The following is a 16,961-nucleotide window of genomic DNA, read 5'->3' on the forward strand; positions in this document are numbered from 1 at the left end:
CGTGGCATACAAATGCAAGAATCTTAAATGTATGGTGGATTGATGACTTTTAATAAAGTTATCAAAGTTGCAATATGTTAGGAAAATTCCACAAGTAGCATTAAGGTGGAATTTTTCTAGGGTATTAGCCAGTAAATTAAAGCAAGGATGGGTAATGTCGAAGCAAAACATACTAAAAAATAGACTACGATTAGATTTTACAAAAAGTTCTCAGATTCCAGAAGTGCCAGACCTTTTGTTGCTACAAAGGGATAGCTATAATGATTTTTTAAGCGTAGATTCTAGTAAGGAAAGTGGGATTGAAAAAGTCTTTAAGTCCATTTTTCCTATTCAAGATGCACAGGGGCGCATTACTTTAGAATACGCGGGTTGCGAGTTTGGCAAGCCTCGATATACCACGACTGAAGCGATGGTGCGAGGGATTACTTATGCCATTCCACTTAAGATGAAAATTCGTCTCATCTTTTGGGAAAAAGATGAAAAAACGGGCGATAAACTCGGTGTCAAAGATGTAAAGGAGCAAAGTATTTTTGTGCGTGAGATTCCGCTTATGACTGACCGCACAAGCTTTATTATTAACGGCGTGGAACGCGTAGTGGTAAATCAGCTCCATAGAAGTCCGGGCGTGATTTTTAAAGAAGAGGAGTCAAACACTTCATCAAACAAGCTTATTTATACGGGGCAAATTATCCCAGATAGAGGTGCTTGGCTATATTTTGAGTATGATGCTAAAGATGTGCTGTATGCACGGATTAACAAACGCCGTAAAGTGCCTGTAACTATTGTTTTGCGTGCACTTGGCTACACAAAACAAGATATTTTAAACATTTTTTATCCTAGACTTGCCGTGCGCTTTGAAAAGGCTAAAAGTGGCAAGGGTGGTAAATATCTCATTCCTTTTAGTGTCGATAATATCGGTGCGCGTGCGGAATTTGACATCAAAGATTCTAAGGGTAATTTGATTTTAGCTTCGGGTAAAAGAATTGGTAGCAGAAAACTCAAAGAACTCAAAGAAATCGAAAGCGAAATCGGCTGGATAGAGTATCCTACCGAAAAACTTACCAATAAGTATCTGTGCGAACCTATAAATGACAAAAAAGGCGAGGTGCTTTTTGATACGCTTACTCAGCTTGATGAGGGCAAACTTGAGAAATTAAGCGAGCTAGGAATCAAAGAATTTTATGTCGCTAATGATACAGCTAAGGGATTGGATAATTCTCTTATCAATTCGTTTTTGGCTGATTCAGAGGCTTTGCGACTTTTAAAACAAAGTGAAAAAATTGAAGATGAAAATGAGCTTTCTGCTATTAGAATCTACAAGGTAATGCGTCCGGGCGAGCCTGTAACAAAAGAGGTGGCAAAGTCATTTGTCGGGCAGTTATTCTTCGACCCAGAGCGATATGATTTGACTCGTGTGGGGCGAATGAAAATGAACCATAAACTTGGGTTAAATGTCCCAGATTATGTTACCGTGCTTACTCATAATGACATTATCGCAACGATAAAATATCTAATGAGCGTGCGTAATGGCGAGGGACACATTGATGATAGAGACCATTTGGGTAATCGTAGAATCCGCTCTATCGGCGAGCTTTTAGCAAACGAATTGCATTTAGGTTTGGTTAAAATGCAAAAAGCAATCCGTGATAAACTAAGTTCTCTTAATGGTTCGTATGAGAATCTAATGCCACACGATTTAATCAACTCTAAAATGATTACTTCGACTATTATGGAGTTTTTCACAGGCGGGCAACTTTCTCAGTTTATGGACCAAACAAATCCGCTTAGCGAAATCACGCACAAACGCCGACTATCAGCACTTGGCGAGGGAGGCTTGGTGAAAGAGCGCGTAGGATTTGAAGCGCGCGATGTGCATCCTACGCATTATGGCAGAATCTGCCCTATCGAAACCCCTGAAGGACAAAATATCGGGCTTATCAATACCCTTTCGACTTTCACACGCGTGAATGATTTAGGATTCGTAGAAGCAGCGTATAAAAAAGTAAAAGATGGCAAGGTGAGCAATGAGATTGTCTATCTCACTGCCGCACAAGAGGAGGGTATCATTATTGCCCCCGCCTCGACAAAGGTAGATAGCAAGGGAAATATATTAGAAGATTTGATTGAAGTAAGAAAAGATGGTGAAATTATTTTGGCAGAAAAGTCCAAAGTGGAATTTATCGATTTAAGCTCGCGTATGCTTGTGGGTGTGGCAGCTTCGCTTATTCCATTTTTAGAGCACGATGATGCGAACCGTGCGCTGATGGGTTCAAATATGCAACGCCAAGCTGTCCCGCTATTAAAGCCTGATGCACCAATCGTTGGCACAGGGATTGAGAAGGTTATCGCGCGTGATGCGTGGGAAGCTATCAAGGCAAAACGCGGAGGTGTAGTAGAGAAAGTAGATTCTAAGAGTATTTATATTTTAGGTGAAGATGAGAACAATGTCGCGTATATCGACCACTACTCACTTTGTAAAAATCTGCGAACCAACCAAAATACGGCGTTTTATCAAAAACCTATTGTCAAAAAGGGTGATGTTATAGAATCTGGGCAAGTTATCGCTGATGGTCCTAGTATGGATAATGGCGAATTGGCGTTGGGTAAAAATATCCGCGTAGCGTTTATGCCTTGGAATGGATATAATTTTGAGGACGCTATTGTCGTAAGTGAGCGGTTGATTAAAGAAGATGCCTTTACTTCGGTGCATATTTATGAAAAAGAAATTGATGCTAGAGAGCTAAAACACGGCACAGAGGAAATTACCTCAGATATACCGGGTGTGAAAGAAAGTGAAGTCGCTCACCTTGATGAGAGTGGGATTGTCCGCATTGGAACTTATGTCAGTGGCGGTATGATTCTTGTGGGTAAGGTCTCTCCAAAAGGCGAGGTTAAGCCAACACCAGAGGAACGATTGCTTCGCGCGATTTTTGGCGAAAAGGCTGGGCATGTGGTCAATAAATCGCTTTATTGTCCGCCGTCTTTGGAGGGTATCGTTGTTGATGTGAAAATATTCACAAAGAAAGGCTACGAAAAGGATTTGCGCGCTATTAGTGCGTTTGAGCAGGAAAAGTCTGCCCTTGATATTGAGCACCACGACCGCCTTACAATGCTTAATCAAGAGGAAATGATTAGAATCTCGCGACTTCTTTCTAAAGAAAAACTTGCTAGCAATGCAGTCATAGGCACTAAGACCTACAAAAAAGGGACAATGGTGCCAGAGAGTGAAATCATAAATATCAATCGTTTTGCGCTTACCACGCTTATAAAAAGCTATCCAAAAGCAATGCAGACACAATATGAGCAAATCAAAGACAATTTCTTAAAGCAAAAAAAATCTTTAGGAGAAGAGCACGAGGAAAAGATTTCTGTGTTAGAAAAAGATGATATTTTGCCAAGTGGCGTGGTTAAGTTAGTAAAAATTTATATCGCCACAAAACGCAAACTTAAAGTGGGCGATAAAATGGCTGGACGACACGGAAATAAAGGTATAGTTTCAAATATTGTGCCACTTGTGGATATGCCTTATACTAAAGATGGCGAACCTATTGACATTATCTTAAATCCGCTTGGTGTGCCAAGTCGTATGAATATCGGGCAGATTTTGGAAGTGCATTTGGGACTTGTGGGGCGCAATTTGGGCTTGCAAATTGAGAATCTCCTCACTTCTCAAAGCAAGACTTGGGTAAAAGACTTGCGTGCAAAAATGCTCGAAATTTCTACACTTATAAATAGCGATAATCCAGCAATTACAGAGTTTATAAAGAATTTAAGCGATGAAGAGCTTGTAGGATATGCTAGAGATTGGAGCAGTGGGATAAAGTTTGCTATCCCTGTGTTTGAGGGTATCGAGCAGGAAAGGTTTAATAAACTTTTTGAGCTAGCCAAAATTGATATGGACGGCAAGACTGAACTTTATGACGGCAAGACTGGTGAAAAAATGCTTGAGCGTGTAAATGTGGGCTATATGTATATGTTAAAGCTCCACCACTTGGTCGATGAGAAAGTTCACGCACGAAGCACAGGACCTTACAGCCTTGTAACGCAACAACCTGTTGGTGGTAAGGCACTCTTTGGTGGGCAAAGGTTTGGAGAAATGGAAGTGTGGGCGTTGGAGGCGTATGGTGCAGCACATACGCTAAAAGAAATGCTCACTATCAAATCTGATGATACTGAAGGGCGTAGAGAAGCATATAAGGCAATCACAAGAGGCGAGCTTGTGGGAGAATCTAAGATTCCAGAAACTTTTTATGTTCTTACAAAAGAGTTGCAATCTCTTGTGCTTGATGTCAAGGTATATAGCAATGAGCTTGATGAAAACGGCGCACCACAGCAATTAGAGATTAAAGAAGATAATCGTCCAAAAGATTTTAATGCCTTTCAGCTCGTGCTAGCAAGCCCAGAAGATGTGCGTTCTTGGAGTAGGGGAGAAGTTAAAAAGCCAGAAACAATCAATTATCGCACACTCAAGCCAGAACGCGATGGATTGTTTTGTGCGAAAATATTTGGACCTGTGCGTAATTATGAGTGCCTTTGTGGAAAATACAAAAAAATGCGTTACAAAGGACAAATTTGTGAGAAATGTGGTGTGGAAGTAACAGAAGCAAAAGTGCGCCGTTATCGAATGGGGCATATCGAGTTGGTTGCACCTGTGGCGCATATTTGGTATGTAAGCTCACTGCCTAGTCGTATCGGCACGCTTTTGGGTGTGAAAATGAAAGATTTAGAGCGCGTGTTGTATTATGAGGCTTATATTGTTAAAGAACCCGGTGAGGCGAGCTATGATAATGAGGGCACAAAACCAATTTTAAAGTATGATGTGCTTAATGAGGAGCAATTCCAAAACATTAACCAACGATTTGCCGATAAGGGTTTTGTCGCACAAATGGGTGGTGAAGCCGTGCGAGATTTGCTAGAGCAACTTGATTTAGTGGAGTTGTTGCAAAAATTGCGCGAAGAAGCCAAATCCACCAATTCAGAAGCAAAGAAAAAGACCATAGTGAAGCGTTTGAAAGTGGTTGAAAACTTTATCAATTCTGGCAGACGCCCAGAATGGATGATTTTGACCGTGCTTCCTGTGTTGCCACCAGATTTGCGCCCATTGGTTGCGCTAGATGGTGGGAAGTTTGCAGTAAGTGATGTCAATGACCTTTATCGCCGTGTGATTAACCGCAATCAGCGATTAAAGCGTCTCATTGAGCTTGATTCCCCAGAGATTATTATTCGCAACGAAAAGCGAATGCTCCAAGAAGCCGTTGATGCGCTTTTTGATAATGGACGCAATGCCAATGCTGTAAAGGGCGCAAACAAACGCCCACTCAAATCCCTAAGCGAAATTATCAAAGGGAAACAAGGGCGATTCCGTCAGAATCTACTCGGTAAGCGCGTGGATTTTAGCGGACGAAGTGTGATTGTCGTGGGACCAAATTTGCGAATGGACCAATGTGGATTGCCTAAAAATATGGCATTAGAGCTTTTTAAACCACATTTATTTGCTAAACTTGAGGAAAAGGGCTATGCAACTAATCTCAAGCAGGCTACAAAAATGATAGCGCAAAAAAATAATGAGGTTTGGGAATGTTTGCAAGAAATTGTGGAGGATTATCCTGTGTTGCTTAACCGCGCACCGACATTGCATAAGCAATCAATCCAAGCGTTCCACCCAACGCTTATCAATGGCAAGGCGATTCAGCTTCACCCATTAGTGTGCTCTGCATTTAACGCTGACTTTGATGGCGACCAAATGGCTGTGCATATCCCACTTAGCCAAGAGGCGATTGCTGAGTGCAAAGTGCTAATGCTAAGCTCAATGAATATCTTGCTCCCAGCAAGCGGTAAGGCTGTGGCTGTGCCTAGCCAAGATATGGTGCTAGGACTTTATTATCTTTCATTGGAGAAAAAAGGCGCAAGAGGCGAGCACAAACTTTTTGGCAATGTTGAAGAAGTGATGATTGCCATTGATATGTTTGAGCTTGATATTAACGCGAAAATTCGCACACTAAAAGAGCGTAGAATTATCGAAACTACTGCTGGTAGAATGATTATTAGCTCAATATTGCCAGACTTTGTGCCACTGAATCTATGGAATAAGATTCTTAAGAAAAAAGATATTGGTGTGTTGATTGATTATGTGTATAAACACGGCGGATTAGAGGTTACAGCGACATTCTTAGATGATTTGAAGAATCTAGGCTTTAGATATGCCACGAAGGCTGGCATTTCTATTTCTGCGGCGGATATTATTATCCCAAGCGATAAGGAATCTAAGATACTCAAAGCCAAAAAAGAAGCCAAACAAGTGCAGTCTGACTTTGACCAAGGCTTGCTTGCAGCCCAAGAGCGATATAATAAAAGTATTGATATTTGGACGGAGACAAGCGAGGCAATGGGTAAAGAGATGATGAAAATTATCCAAGCTGACAAAGATGGATTTAACTCCATTTATATGATGGCAGATTCTGGAGCGCGTGGTAATGCTGCGCAGATTCGCCAACTTTCTGCAATGCGTGGTCTTATGACAAAGGCAGATGGCACGATTATTGAGACACCTATTACTTCAAACTTTAAAGAAGGCTTAAATGTGTTGGAGTATTTTAACTCTACGCACGGAGCAAGAAAGGGTCTCACTGATACCGCGTTAAAGACTGCTAATGCTGGATATTTGACGCGTAAGCTCATTGATGTGAGTCAAAATGTCAAAGTAACGATTGAGGATTGTGGCACGCACGAGGGTGTAGAGATTTCAGACATTACGGTAGGGAATGAACTTATAGAATCACTCAAAGAGCGCGTGCAAGGTAGAGTGCTCGCGCGGGATATAATCGACCCAATTACCAATGAGATTCTCTTTAGTGAGGGTGCGCTTATTGATGAGGATATGGCTACGCGCATTGAGGAGGCTGGCGTTACAAGAGTAACCATTCGCACCCCTGTAACTTGTAAGGCGCAAAAAGGCGTATGCTCTAAATGCTATGGATTAAATCTTGGAGAATCTAAAATGGCAAATCCCGGCGATGCAGTGGGCGTGTTAGCAGCGCAATCTATCGGCGAGCCCGGCACTCAGCTTACATTGAGAACTTTCCACATTGGTGGGACAGCGAGCAGAGATACAGAGGAGCGACAAATCGAAGTAAGCAAGGAGGGCTTTATCCGTTATTACAACATTAAGACTTTCAAAAACAAAGAAGGCAAGAATGTCGTAGCAAATAGACGCAATGCTGCTATATTGCTCGTAGAGCCAAAGATAAAAGCTCCATTTGATGGCGTGGTGCATATCGAAAATGTCCACGATGAAGTTGTAATTAGCATTGTGGGTGAAAAGAAAAAAGTGCATTATAACTTACGCAAAGATGACATTGCTAAGAAAAATGAGCTAGCAGGGGTAACGGGTAAGGTTGATGGCAAGTTACTTGTCCCTCACGAGAGTGGATATAAAGTGGCTGCTGGTGGCAGTGTGGTCGATGTGATTAAAGATAATTGGAATGTCCCACACAGAATCCCTTATGGAAGTGAGTTAAAAGTCGCTGATAATGACCCGATTGCAAGCACTATCGAGGCAAAGGAAAAGGGCGTAGTGAAATTTTACTTGCTTAATGCTGATACACTAGAGCGCATACATAATGTCAAAAAGGGAATGGTGGTCGATGAAAAGGGAATGTTTGCTGTGATTGCCGATGAGAACGATAGAGAAGCTACAAGGCACTATATTGCGCGCAATTCAAAGATTCTCGTTGATGACAATACAAAGGTAGATTCTAAGACATTGCTTTGTGAGCCTGCATCAAATGAAAAAGTCATCATCGCTGAGTGGGACCCATACAATATCCCGCTTATTGCTGAAGTAGCTGGAAAGGTTGAATATAGAGATATTATTTCAGGGCTTACTGTCAGTGAGCAAGAAGATGAGAACACAGGCTCAAAAAGCCTCGTAGTAAGCGAGTATATCCCCGCACATTTAAAGCCATCAATCGTGGTAATTGAGAAAAATGGTAAAGAGCATATCTATCCATTAGAATCTAAGACTACGATTACGGTGGCTGATGAAGCACAAGTGAGCGTGGCAGAGATTTTAGCAAAAACGCCTAAGGCACTTGCAAAATCAAAGGATATTACAGGTGGTCTGCCTCGCGTTTCAGAGCTTTTTGAAGCGAGACAACCAAAGGTCTCTGCAGTCCTCTCTGAGATTGATGGCTTTGTGAGTTTTGGCAAAGCGGTTCGCGCTAAGGAGAGAATCATCATAACCGCCGAAGATGGTAGAGTAGCGGAATATCTTATTGATAAAAATAAGAAGATTTTGGTGCATACAGGTGAGTTTGTCCACGCGGGTGAGGCTATTACCGATGGCATTACTTCAAGCCACGACATTTTGCGCATCGCAGGCGAGAAAGAGTTGCATAAATACATTATTAGCGAAGTGCAGCAAGTCTATCGCAGACAAGGTGTGAATATCGCTGATAAACATATTGAAATTATCGTTTCACAAATGCTAAGACAAGTCAAAGTGATTGATAGTGGCGATACGAAGTTTATCGAGGGTGATTTAGTGAGTAAGCGACACTTTAAAGAGGAAAATGAGAGAATCTTAAAGCTCGGTGGCGAGCCAGCTATCGCTGAGCCTGTGTTGCTCGGTATCACTAGAGCGGCTATTGGAAGTGATTCTGTGATTTCAGCAGCATCGTTCCAAGAAACCACAAAGGTTCTTACAGAAGCAAGTATCGCAGCAAAAACCGATGTGCTTGATGATTTGAAAGAAAATGTCGTGCTAGGGCGAATGATACCTGTGGGCACAGGAATGTATCGAAACAAAAAGTTTCGTTACTCTAAGCAAGAGGAGTAGAATCTATGAGTAGATTCTATAAAATTTAAGAATAAACAAGTGAAAATAAGCTATAATACGCGTTTCACTAAAAGAAAGGAGCAAAATGCCAACCATTAACCAACTTATTAGGAAAGAACGAAAAAAAGTCATCAAAAAGACTAAATCACCTGCATTGGTGAATTGCCCTCAAAGGCGCGGTGTTTGCACGCGTGTTTATACTACCACGCCTAAAAAGCCAAACTCTGCGTTAAGAAAAGTGGCAAAGGTAAAGCTGACTTCAAAATTTGAAGTCATCAGCTATATCCCCGGTGAGGGACATAATCTCCAAGAGCACTCTATCGTGCTTGTGCGCGGCGGTAGGGTGAAAGATTTGCCCGGTGTGAAGTATCACATTATTCGTGGTGCGCTTGATACAGCTGGTGTGGCTAAGCGAACCGTTTCGCGCTCAAAATATGGCGCGAAAAAGGCAAAAGCTGGTGGCGAGCAAAAGTAAATATAAATAAGGAGTGTAAATGAGAAGACGAAGAGCCCCCGTTAGAGAGATTTTAGGCGACCCAATCTACAACAACAAGGTTGTAACCAAGTTTATCAACAAAATGATGTATGAAGGCAAAAAAAGTGTGAGTGAAAAAATCATTTACGCAGCGTTTTCAAAGATTGAAGAAAAAAGTGGCGAAAAGGGCATAGAGGTGTTTGAAAAAGCATTAGAAAAAGTCAAACCTCTTGTAGAGGTGCGCTCTAGGCGTGTGGGTGGTGCGACTTACCAAGTGCCCGTAGAAGTGCGTCCTGCGCGTCAGCAATCACTCTCTATCCGTTGGATTCTTGAGGCTACACGCAAGCGTAATGAGCGCACAATGGTGGAGCGATTAGCAAACGAGCTTATGGACGCTGTGAGTGATAAGGGCGCAGCGTTTAAGAAAAAAGAAGATGTGCATAAAATGGCGGAAGCAAACAAAGCGTTTGCGCATTATCGCTGGTAAGTGTAAGAAAATGTAAGGACAATAAAATGGCGAGAAAAACCCCACTTAATAGAATTAGAAATATCGGTATTGCAGCACATATTGATGCTGGTAAGACAACTACGAGCGAGAGAATCTTGTTTTACACAGGTGTAAGCCACAAAATCGGCGAGGTGCACGATGGTGCTGCGACAATGGACTGGATGGAGCAAGAAAAAGAACGCGGGATTACGATTACTTCTGCGGCGACTACTTGCTTTTGGAAAGATTACCAAATCAATCTTATTGATACTCCGGGACACGTGGATTTTACTATTGAGGTAGAGCGTTCAATGCGTGTGCTTGATGGTGCGATAGCGGTGTTTTGCTCGGTGGGTGGTGTGCAACCTCAAAGCGAAACCGTGTGGCGACAGGCAAACAAATATGGCGTGCCACGAATGGTTTTTGTCAATAAAATGGATAGGACAGGTGCGAATTTTTATAGTGTAGAATCTCAAATCAAAGAGCGACTAAAGGCAAATCCTGTGCCTATCAATATCCCAATCGGTGCAGAGGAAAATTTTAAAGGCGTTGTGGATTTAATCGCTATGAAAGCAATCGTGTGGAATGATGAGTCAATGGGTGCGAAATATGACATTGAGGAGATTCCCGCTGATTTACAGGATAAAGCAAAAGAGTATAGGGAAAAACTTTTAGAATCTGTGGCTGAACAAGATGAAACGCTAATGGAAAAATATCTTGGTGGCGAGGAATTGAGCCTTGAGGAGATTAAAAAGGGCATAAAGATTGGTTGCCACAATATGAGTCTTATCCCAATGCTTTGTGGCTCGAGCTTTAAAAATAAGGGCGTGCAAACCTTGCTTGATGCGGTGGTGGATTATCTCCCTGCGCCCACTGAAGTCGCTGAGATTAAGGGTATCACGCCAAAAGACGAAAAGGAAATCAGCGTAGAATCTAGCGATAATGGCGCATTTGCTGGACTTGCGTTTAAGATTATGACTGACCCATTTGTAGGACAGCTCACTTTCGTGCGTGCCTATCGTGGAATGCTAGAATCTGGAAGCTATGTGCTCAACTCCACTAAAGGCAAAAAGGAGCGCGTAGGGCGATTGCTAAAAATGCACTCAAATAAACGCGAGGATATTAAGGAAATTTATGCGGGTGAAATTTGTGCGTTTGTGGGATTAAAGGAAACGCTCACAGGCGATACACTCTGTGATGAAAAAGCCCCTGTAATCTTAGAACGAATGGAGTTCCCAGAGCCCGTGATTCACATTGCGGTGGAGCCAAAGACCAAAGCCGACCAAGAAAAGATGTCTATCGCGCTTGGTAAGCTCGCTGAGGAAGACCCGAGCTTCCGCGTGAGCACGCAAGAGGAGACAGGGCAGACACTCATCGGCGGTATGGGCGAGCTTCACTTAGAAATTATTGTGGATAGATTGAAGCGAGAGTTTAAAGTCGAAGCAGAAGTCGGACAGCCACAAGTGGCATTTAGAGAGACCATTAGAAGTGCGGTAGAGCAGGAATGCAAATATGCCAAGCAGTCAGGTGGGCGCGGGCAGTATGGGCATGTCTTTATCAAGCTCGAGCCAAAGGAAGCGGGCAGTGGCTATGAATTTGTGAATAACATTAGCGGTGGTGTGATACCCAAAGAATATATCCCAGCGGTAGATAAAGGGATACAAGAAGCGATGCAAAATGGCGTGCTAGCTGGGTATCCTGTCGTGGATTTTAAAGTAACGCTTTATGATGGGAGCTACCACGATGTGGATTCTAGTGAAATGGCGTTTAAAATTGCGGGCTCAATGGCGTTTAAAGACGGTTGTCGCAAGGCAAATGCTGTGCTTCTCGAGCCAATGATGAAAGTCGAAGTCGAAGTGCCAGAGGAGTATATGGGCGATGTGATTGGCGATTTAAATCGCAGGCGTGGGCAAATCAACTCAATGGACGATAGAATGGGCTTAAAGATTGTCAATGCCTTTGTGCCATTGGCAGAGATGTTTGGCTACTCTACGGATTTGCGCTCGGCTACACAGGGGCGCGGGACTTATACTATGGAGTTTGACCATTACGGCGAAGTGCCAAGCAATATCGCCAAAGAAATTATGGAAAAACGCAACGGGTAGAATCATCTAGATTCTAACCCTACTTATTCACACAAACTTCTTATCTTATTAAACCTCAAAAGCTAGAGTGCGTTTATGTTATCTACTATAAATGCACCGCAAAGTGCTATAATGTCATAATCTACATTCCAAAAGGAGTTGGTAATGACGAAACAAGAATCAAGTAACTTAAAAGTGCTAGGCTTTGATATAGGCATAGCAAGTATCGGCTGGGCTTATGTCTGTGGTGGGGAGCTAAAAGACTGCGGGGTGAGAATCTTTACAAAAGCAGAAAATCCAAAAGATGGTAGCTCGCTTGCATTGCCACGCAGAGAAGCGCGGGGAGCGCGTAGGCGACTAGCACGACGCAAAGTGCGTCTATATGCGATAAAAGATTTGGTTTGCAAAGAGTTTGACTTGAATTTAGGCGATTTTCTCTCACCCGCAGGGGAGTTGCCAAAGGCATATATCACAAGCAAAGACACCAAAAGCCCCTACGAGTTACGCGCAGAGGCGTTAAATCAAGTGCTTACAAAGGCAGAATTTGCCCGCGTGATTTTACACATTGCTAAACACAGAGGCTATGGCAACAAACACGCCAAAGAATCCACCGATAGCGAAAATGGCAAAGTCAAAAAGGCGATGAGTGAAAATGAAAATGCAATAGTAGAGTTAGCAAAAAAAGAGGCTAAAAAATATGGTAAAGAAGAGGAATATGAAAAATATAAATATACAATAGGCGAATATCTTTACAACGAATTTTATGAAAAAGGGCGTAGGCTAAAAGATGATAAGGGCGAATATATCAAAAATGACAAAGGCGAATTTGTGCGCGATAAAAGCCATTTTGATAATGTCCGCAACAAAGCAGAATCTTACGCGCGGTGCGTCTCTCAAAAAGAATTGCAAGATGAATTAACGCTAATTTTTAAAAGACAGCGCGAACTTGGCTTTAAATTTAAAGACGCAACATACAAAATCTATGATGAAAATCGCGCATTAAAAGAGCTAGATTTTGAAAGCGCGGTTTTGCAAACGGCATTTTTGCAACGGCCATTAAAATCTTTTGCGGATAAAGTCGGCAAATGCACATTTTTCGCTGATGAACCCCGTGCTCCAAAGGATTCATTAAGTGCAATAGAATTTCGTGCATTAGGACATATTATAGGCATACTTATAAATATTGATAATCGTATAAGTGAGGGCAAAGAGCAAACCACCACAGGCGAAATTTATACAACCAAAGAAAATATACATAAAATTTTGCAAATCGTGCTTGATAAAGGCGAAATAAAGTATAAAAAGTTGCGTGAAATGATATGTTTGCCCGAATCTACTCGCTTTTATGCAAATGCTAAATTAGACTATACAAAAAGTATAAAAGAAGCTGAAAATAAAGATTTTTTGAAATTTGACAACTTGACAAAATTTAAAAAGGCTTTAGGCGGAAGTTTTGAGGGCTTTACTCGTGCCGAGTTAGATTCTATTGCGGTTTGCATTACGCTAATAAAAGATAAAATCGCACTATTTGACACGCTAAAATCAGGGAATCCACCCAAAGATATAAAATTAAACGAATCCCAAAAGGTAGCCTTAAATAGCGCAAGTAAAAAACTCAACGAATCCCAATGCAGTGCGTTAAGCGAACTAAATTTTGATAAATTTATCGATTTAAGTTTTAAAGCGTTGGAGGCGATTTTGCCCTTTATGCGTGGCGAATCCCTAACTTTTAAAGATGAGTGCAAGCGATATGATGAAGCGTGGCGCGAAGCAGGGCTAGTAGAAGTGGCTAAAAAAACCCAAAAAGGCGACAAATTGCCCCCTTTGATAGAATATGAGCCAAACCTAGCAAATCCCGTAGTGGCAAGGGCTTTAAGCGAATATCGAAAAGTGTGTAATGCTTTGCTAGAAAAATACCGCAAAGAGTATAAAGACGAAAATTTTAAAGTGCATAAAATCCACATTGAGTTGTCCCGAGAAGTGGGCAAAAGCTACCTCACCCGCAAACAATACGAAAAAGAGCAAGATGAAAATCTCAAAAAAATCAATGAAGCAAAAGAGAGATTAAAACAATATGAGATTCCCATAAATGCGCAAAATGTCATAAAAGCAAGGCTTTTTATCGAGCAGGGCGAGTATTGTGCGTATAGCAAGGTAAAAATTACGCGGGAGCATTTGCGCGACCCAAAGGCACTAGAAATCGACCATATTTATCCGTATTCGCGCAGTTTTGATGATAGCTATATGAATAAAGTTTTGGTTTTTACAAAAGAAAATCAACACAAACGCAATCAAACGCCTTTTGAAGCATTTGGCAAAGATAAGGAAAAATGGGAGATGATAAAATCTTTTGCCAAAAATTTCTTGCCACACCAAAAATATAAACGCGTTGTGAATGAAAACTTTGCGGACAAGGAAAATGAATTTAAAGATAGAAACCTAAATGACACAAAATATATGGCAAGACTTGCACTAAACTATACCAAAGATAATTTGAAGTTTGAAAAATTAAGTGAGAATGAATGCACTATAAGTGGCGAAAAAGGCAGTAAGATTCACTGCGAAGCGGTAAGTGGGACACTAACGACAAATTTAAGGCGCATTTGGGAATTTGAAAACAAAAGCAGAGACAATCACTTGCACCACGCCCTAGATGCGATAATCATCGCTCATATAAACGCTTCAATGGTGAAGCAATTTAGCGAGTATTATAAACGCAAAAACGAGCTAAAACTCACACATTTTAAAAAGCGCGATAAACTCAAATGGCAACTACATAATAACGAGATAAGCCAAGATGAGTATGACAAGCAAGATGAGGAAACTACAAAGGCGTATAACAAAGAAAAAGAACTCAACAATGAGTGGATTAAAGAAAAATTTTGTCTGCCTTATGAGGACTTTCATAAAGTGGTAGAGGAAAAAATAAGTCAAATCTTTGTCTCCAAACCACCGCGTAAACGCGCAAGGGGTGCGCTGCATAAAGAGACATTTTCTAGCATAGATAGTAGCAAACTAGCCAAAACCTATGGAGGCAAAGTGGGAGTGGAGCGAGCTATCAAGCTAGGCAAAATCCGCCAAATCGGTAGCAAAGTCGCTGATAATGGCGCAATGGTGCGGGTAGATATTTTTCGCCATAAACTTAGTGGTAAATTTTATGGTGTGCCTATCTATACGATGGATTTCGCACTAGGAATCCTACCAAACAAAGCTGTGGTGGGCGACAAGGACAAATCGGGCGTGATAAAAGAGTGGCTAGAAATGGATTCAAGCTATAAATTTTGCTTTAGCCTTTTTAAAGATGATTTGATTTTGGTGCAAAAGAAAGAGATGAGCAAGGCGGAGTTGTGTTATTTTGTAAGTTTTACAACAAGTGGAGTGGGAATAAATTTTGAAAAGCACGATAGTTTCTATGTAAATTTAAGTGAAAATCAACGCAAATTATTTACAGCAAAAGAGCGTGTTAAAGGTAGCAAAAAAGCGTGGAAAGATAAAACACCTGAGGAAAGAGAACAATTAGAAAAAGCTAGAAAAATCATAGGTGGATTTACTACAATAGAAGATTTAAAAGTCTTTGAAAAATGGCAAGTATCCCCACTTGGTGCAGTCAAACCAGCAGAATATAAAGAGCGCGAAGACATAAAGCTAAAATCTAGCCCAAAAGATTCAAAGAAAAAGGCGCAAAATGAGCTTTGATGAGGCGTTTAAGAGCGTGATTATCGCAAATGACGCAAAGTTACATTTAAAGCAAAATCATTTGCATATCACTCAAAGCGACAATGAGGCGAATCTCTATCTAAAAGATTTAGCTTTCATAATCCTTGAATCCCCACAAATCACGCTTACTTCGGCACTTTTAAGCGCGATAGCAGATTCTAAAATCGTGCTTTTATCTTGCGATGAATCGCACTTGCCAAATGGTATTTTTATGCCCTTTCTCGCACATTTCCAAGCCTCCCAAATCGCAAAAGAGCAAATCGCGGTAAAAGAGCAGACAAAGGCGATTTTGTGGCAAAAGATTATCCAAAACAAAATCCGCAATCAATCCTTTGTCTTATCGCACACAGGACATAAAAAGGCAGGTGATGAGTTGCTAGATATGGCAAAGCAAGTGCGCCTAAATGATAGCGCATTCGCAGAATCTCGCGCTGCCGCACTGTATTTTAAGACACTTTTTGGCATTGATTTTAGTCGTAATGATTTGTGCTTCACAAATTCCGCGCTGAATTATGGCTATGCGATTGTCCGCGCAGCAATCGTCCGTGCAGTTTGCATAAGTGGGCTTCTCTCATGGTTTGGGATAAGACACGCAAACGCATTCAATCAATTTAATCTCTGCGATGACATTATCGAGCCATTTCGCGCATTTGTGGATATGAGAGTGCTATCGCTAAAAAGTGATAGTGAGTTTTTAGGCAAGGCGCATAAACACGCGCTTATTGAGAATCTCCAAAGCGAAGTGCAACTCAGTGATAAAAAAATGCCTCTCATTCGGGCGATAAATCACTTCGTGCAGAGTTTTAGAAATGCGTTGCTTGATGGCGGGGAGCTCGCAAATGTTGGCTTTGCGTGATGATAAGTTTATGCGCGTGTTGCTAATGTTTGACATTCCCACAAAGAGCAAAAAAGAGCAGAAATACGCCACAAAATTTCGCAATGAGCTGATAAAACAGGGCTTTTTTATGATGCAATTTAGCGTGTATATGCGAATCTGTAAAGGCATAAGTGCGGCAAAAAGCGCGGTGGAGCGGGTGCGTGGGATACTGCCACCGCTTGGCAATGTCCGCACGCTCATCATCACCGAAAAGCAGTTTGATAATATGCAGATTTTGCTTGGTTCTGCGGGGTTTAATGAGCGCGTGAATGATGATAAAAATCTCGTGCTGTTTGCCTTTGATGAGAAAATAGGGGATTATCGGTATGGGAGTGAAGATTCAAAAGATTTGGCTAAATCTATGGGTGAATCGTGTGAATCTAATGCTGAATCTAGTGCGGATTCAAAGTGCAAATCTAACGCAAATAATAAAAAGCATAAAAAGCCCATAGAGCAGAGTTTGTTTGAGTTTTGACATAAATGTC

The 16,961-nt window shown here is 41.5% G+C and carries 7 protein-coding genes; all 7 read left to right on the plus strand.

The annotated features are described in order from the left end of the window. Positions 1–154: 154 nt before the first annotated feature. Positions 155–8,836 carry a DNA-directed RNA polymerase subunit beta/beta' gene (locus ACWIUJ_RS01880; RefSeq protein WP_454168620.1) on the plus strand — a complete coding sequence of 2,894 codons (8,682 nt, stop codon included), beginning with the start codon at positions 155–157 and terminating at the stop codon, positions 8,834–8,836. Between the two features lie 85 nt (positions 8,837–8,921). Further along, a complete protein-coding gene (gene rpsL / locus ACWIUJ_RS01885) occupies positions 8,922–9,311 on the plus strand; it encodes a 30S ribosomal protein S12 (RefSeq protein ID WP_454152153.1) in 390 nt (129 codons plus the stop codon). A 19-nt stretch (positions 9,312–9,330) separates the two neighbouring features. Continuing rightward, positions 9,331–9,798 (plus strand): 30S ribosomal protein S7, encoded by a 468-nt coding sequence (gene rpsG / locus ACWIUJ_RS01890; protein WP_454152154.1) that lies wholly within the window; start codon positions 9,331–9,333, stop codon positions 9,796–9,798. 26 nt (positions 9,799–9,824) lie between these two features. After that, entirely contained in the window at positions 9,825–11,903 is a 2,079-nt protein-coding gene (gene fusA / locus ACWIUJ_RS01895) for an elongation factor G (protein WP_454152155.1), read from the plus strand. Between the two features lie 144 nt (positions 11,904–12,047). Further along, positions 12,048–15,578: a type II CRISPR RNA-guided endonuclease Cas9 gene (cas9, locus tag ACWIUJ_RS01900; RefSeq protein ID WP_454168622.1), complete on the plus strand. Its 3,531-nt coding sequence runs from the start codon at positions 12,048–12,050 to the stop codon at positions 15,576–15,578. Next, a complete protein-coding gene (gene cas1, locus ACWIUJ_RS01905) occupies positions 15,568–16,455 on the plus strand; it encodes a type II CRISPR-associated endonuclease Cas1 (protein WP_454168624.1) in 888 nt (295 codons plus the stop codon). Before cas9 ends, cas1 begins: the two co-directional genes overlap by 11 nt. After that, positions 16,439–16,951: a CRISPR-associated endonuclease Cas2 gene (gene cas2 / locus ACWIUJ_RS01910; RefSeq protein WP_454168625.1), complete on the plus strand. Its 513-nt coding sequence runs from the start codon at positions 16,439–16,441 to the stop codon at positions 16,949–16,951. The genes cas1 and cas2 overlap by 17 nt, the downstream gene beginning before the upstream one ends. Positions 16,952–16,961 lie beyond the last annotated feature (10 nt).

Source organism: Helicobacter sp. 23-1046 (assembly GCF_053654635.1).

Bases quoted from the DNA above. Each gene is read 5' to 3' on its own strand.
- ACWIUJ_RS01880 (WP_454168620.1), top strand. From the start codon at position 155: ATGTCGAAGCAAAACATACTAAAAAATAGACTACGATTAGATTTTACA.
- rpsL (WP_454152153.1), top strand. From the start codon at position 8,922: ATGCCAACCATTAACCAACTTATTAGGAAAGAACGAAAAAAAGTCATC.
- rpsG (WP_454152154.1), top strand. From the start codon at position 9,331: ATGAGAAGACGAAGAGCCCCCGTTAGAGAGATTTTAGGCGACCCAATC.
- fusA (WP_454152155.1), top strand. From the start codon at position 9,825: ATGGCGAGAAAAACCCCACTTAATAGAATTAGAAATATCGGTATTGCA.
- cas9 (WP_454168622.1), top strand. From the start codon at position 12,048: ATGACGAAACAAGAATCAAGTAACTTAAAAGTGCTAGGCTTTGATATA.
- cas1 (WP_454168624.1), top strand. From the start codon at position 15,568: ATGAGCTTTGATGAGGCGTTTAAGAGCGTGATTATCGCAAATGACGCA.
- cas2 (WP_454168625.1), top strand. From the start codon at position 16,439: ATGTTGGCTTTGCGTGATGATAAGTTTATGCGCGTGTTGCTAATGTTT.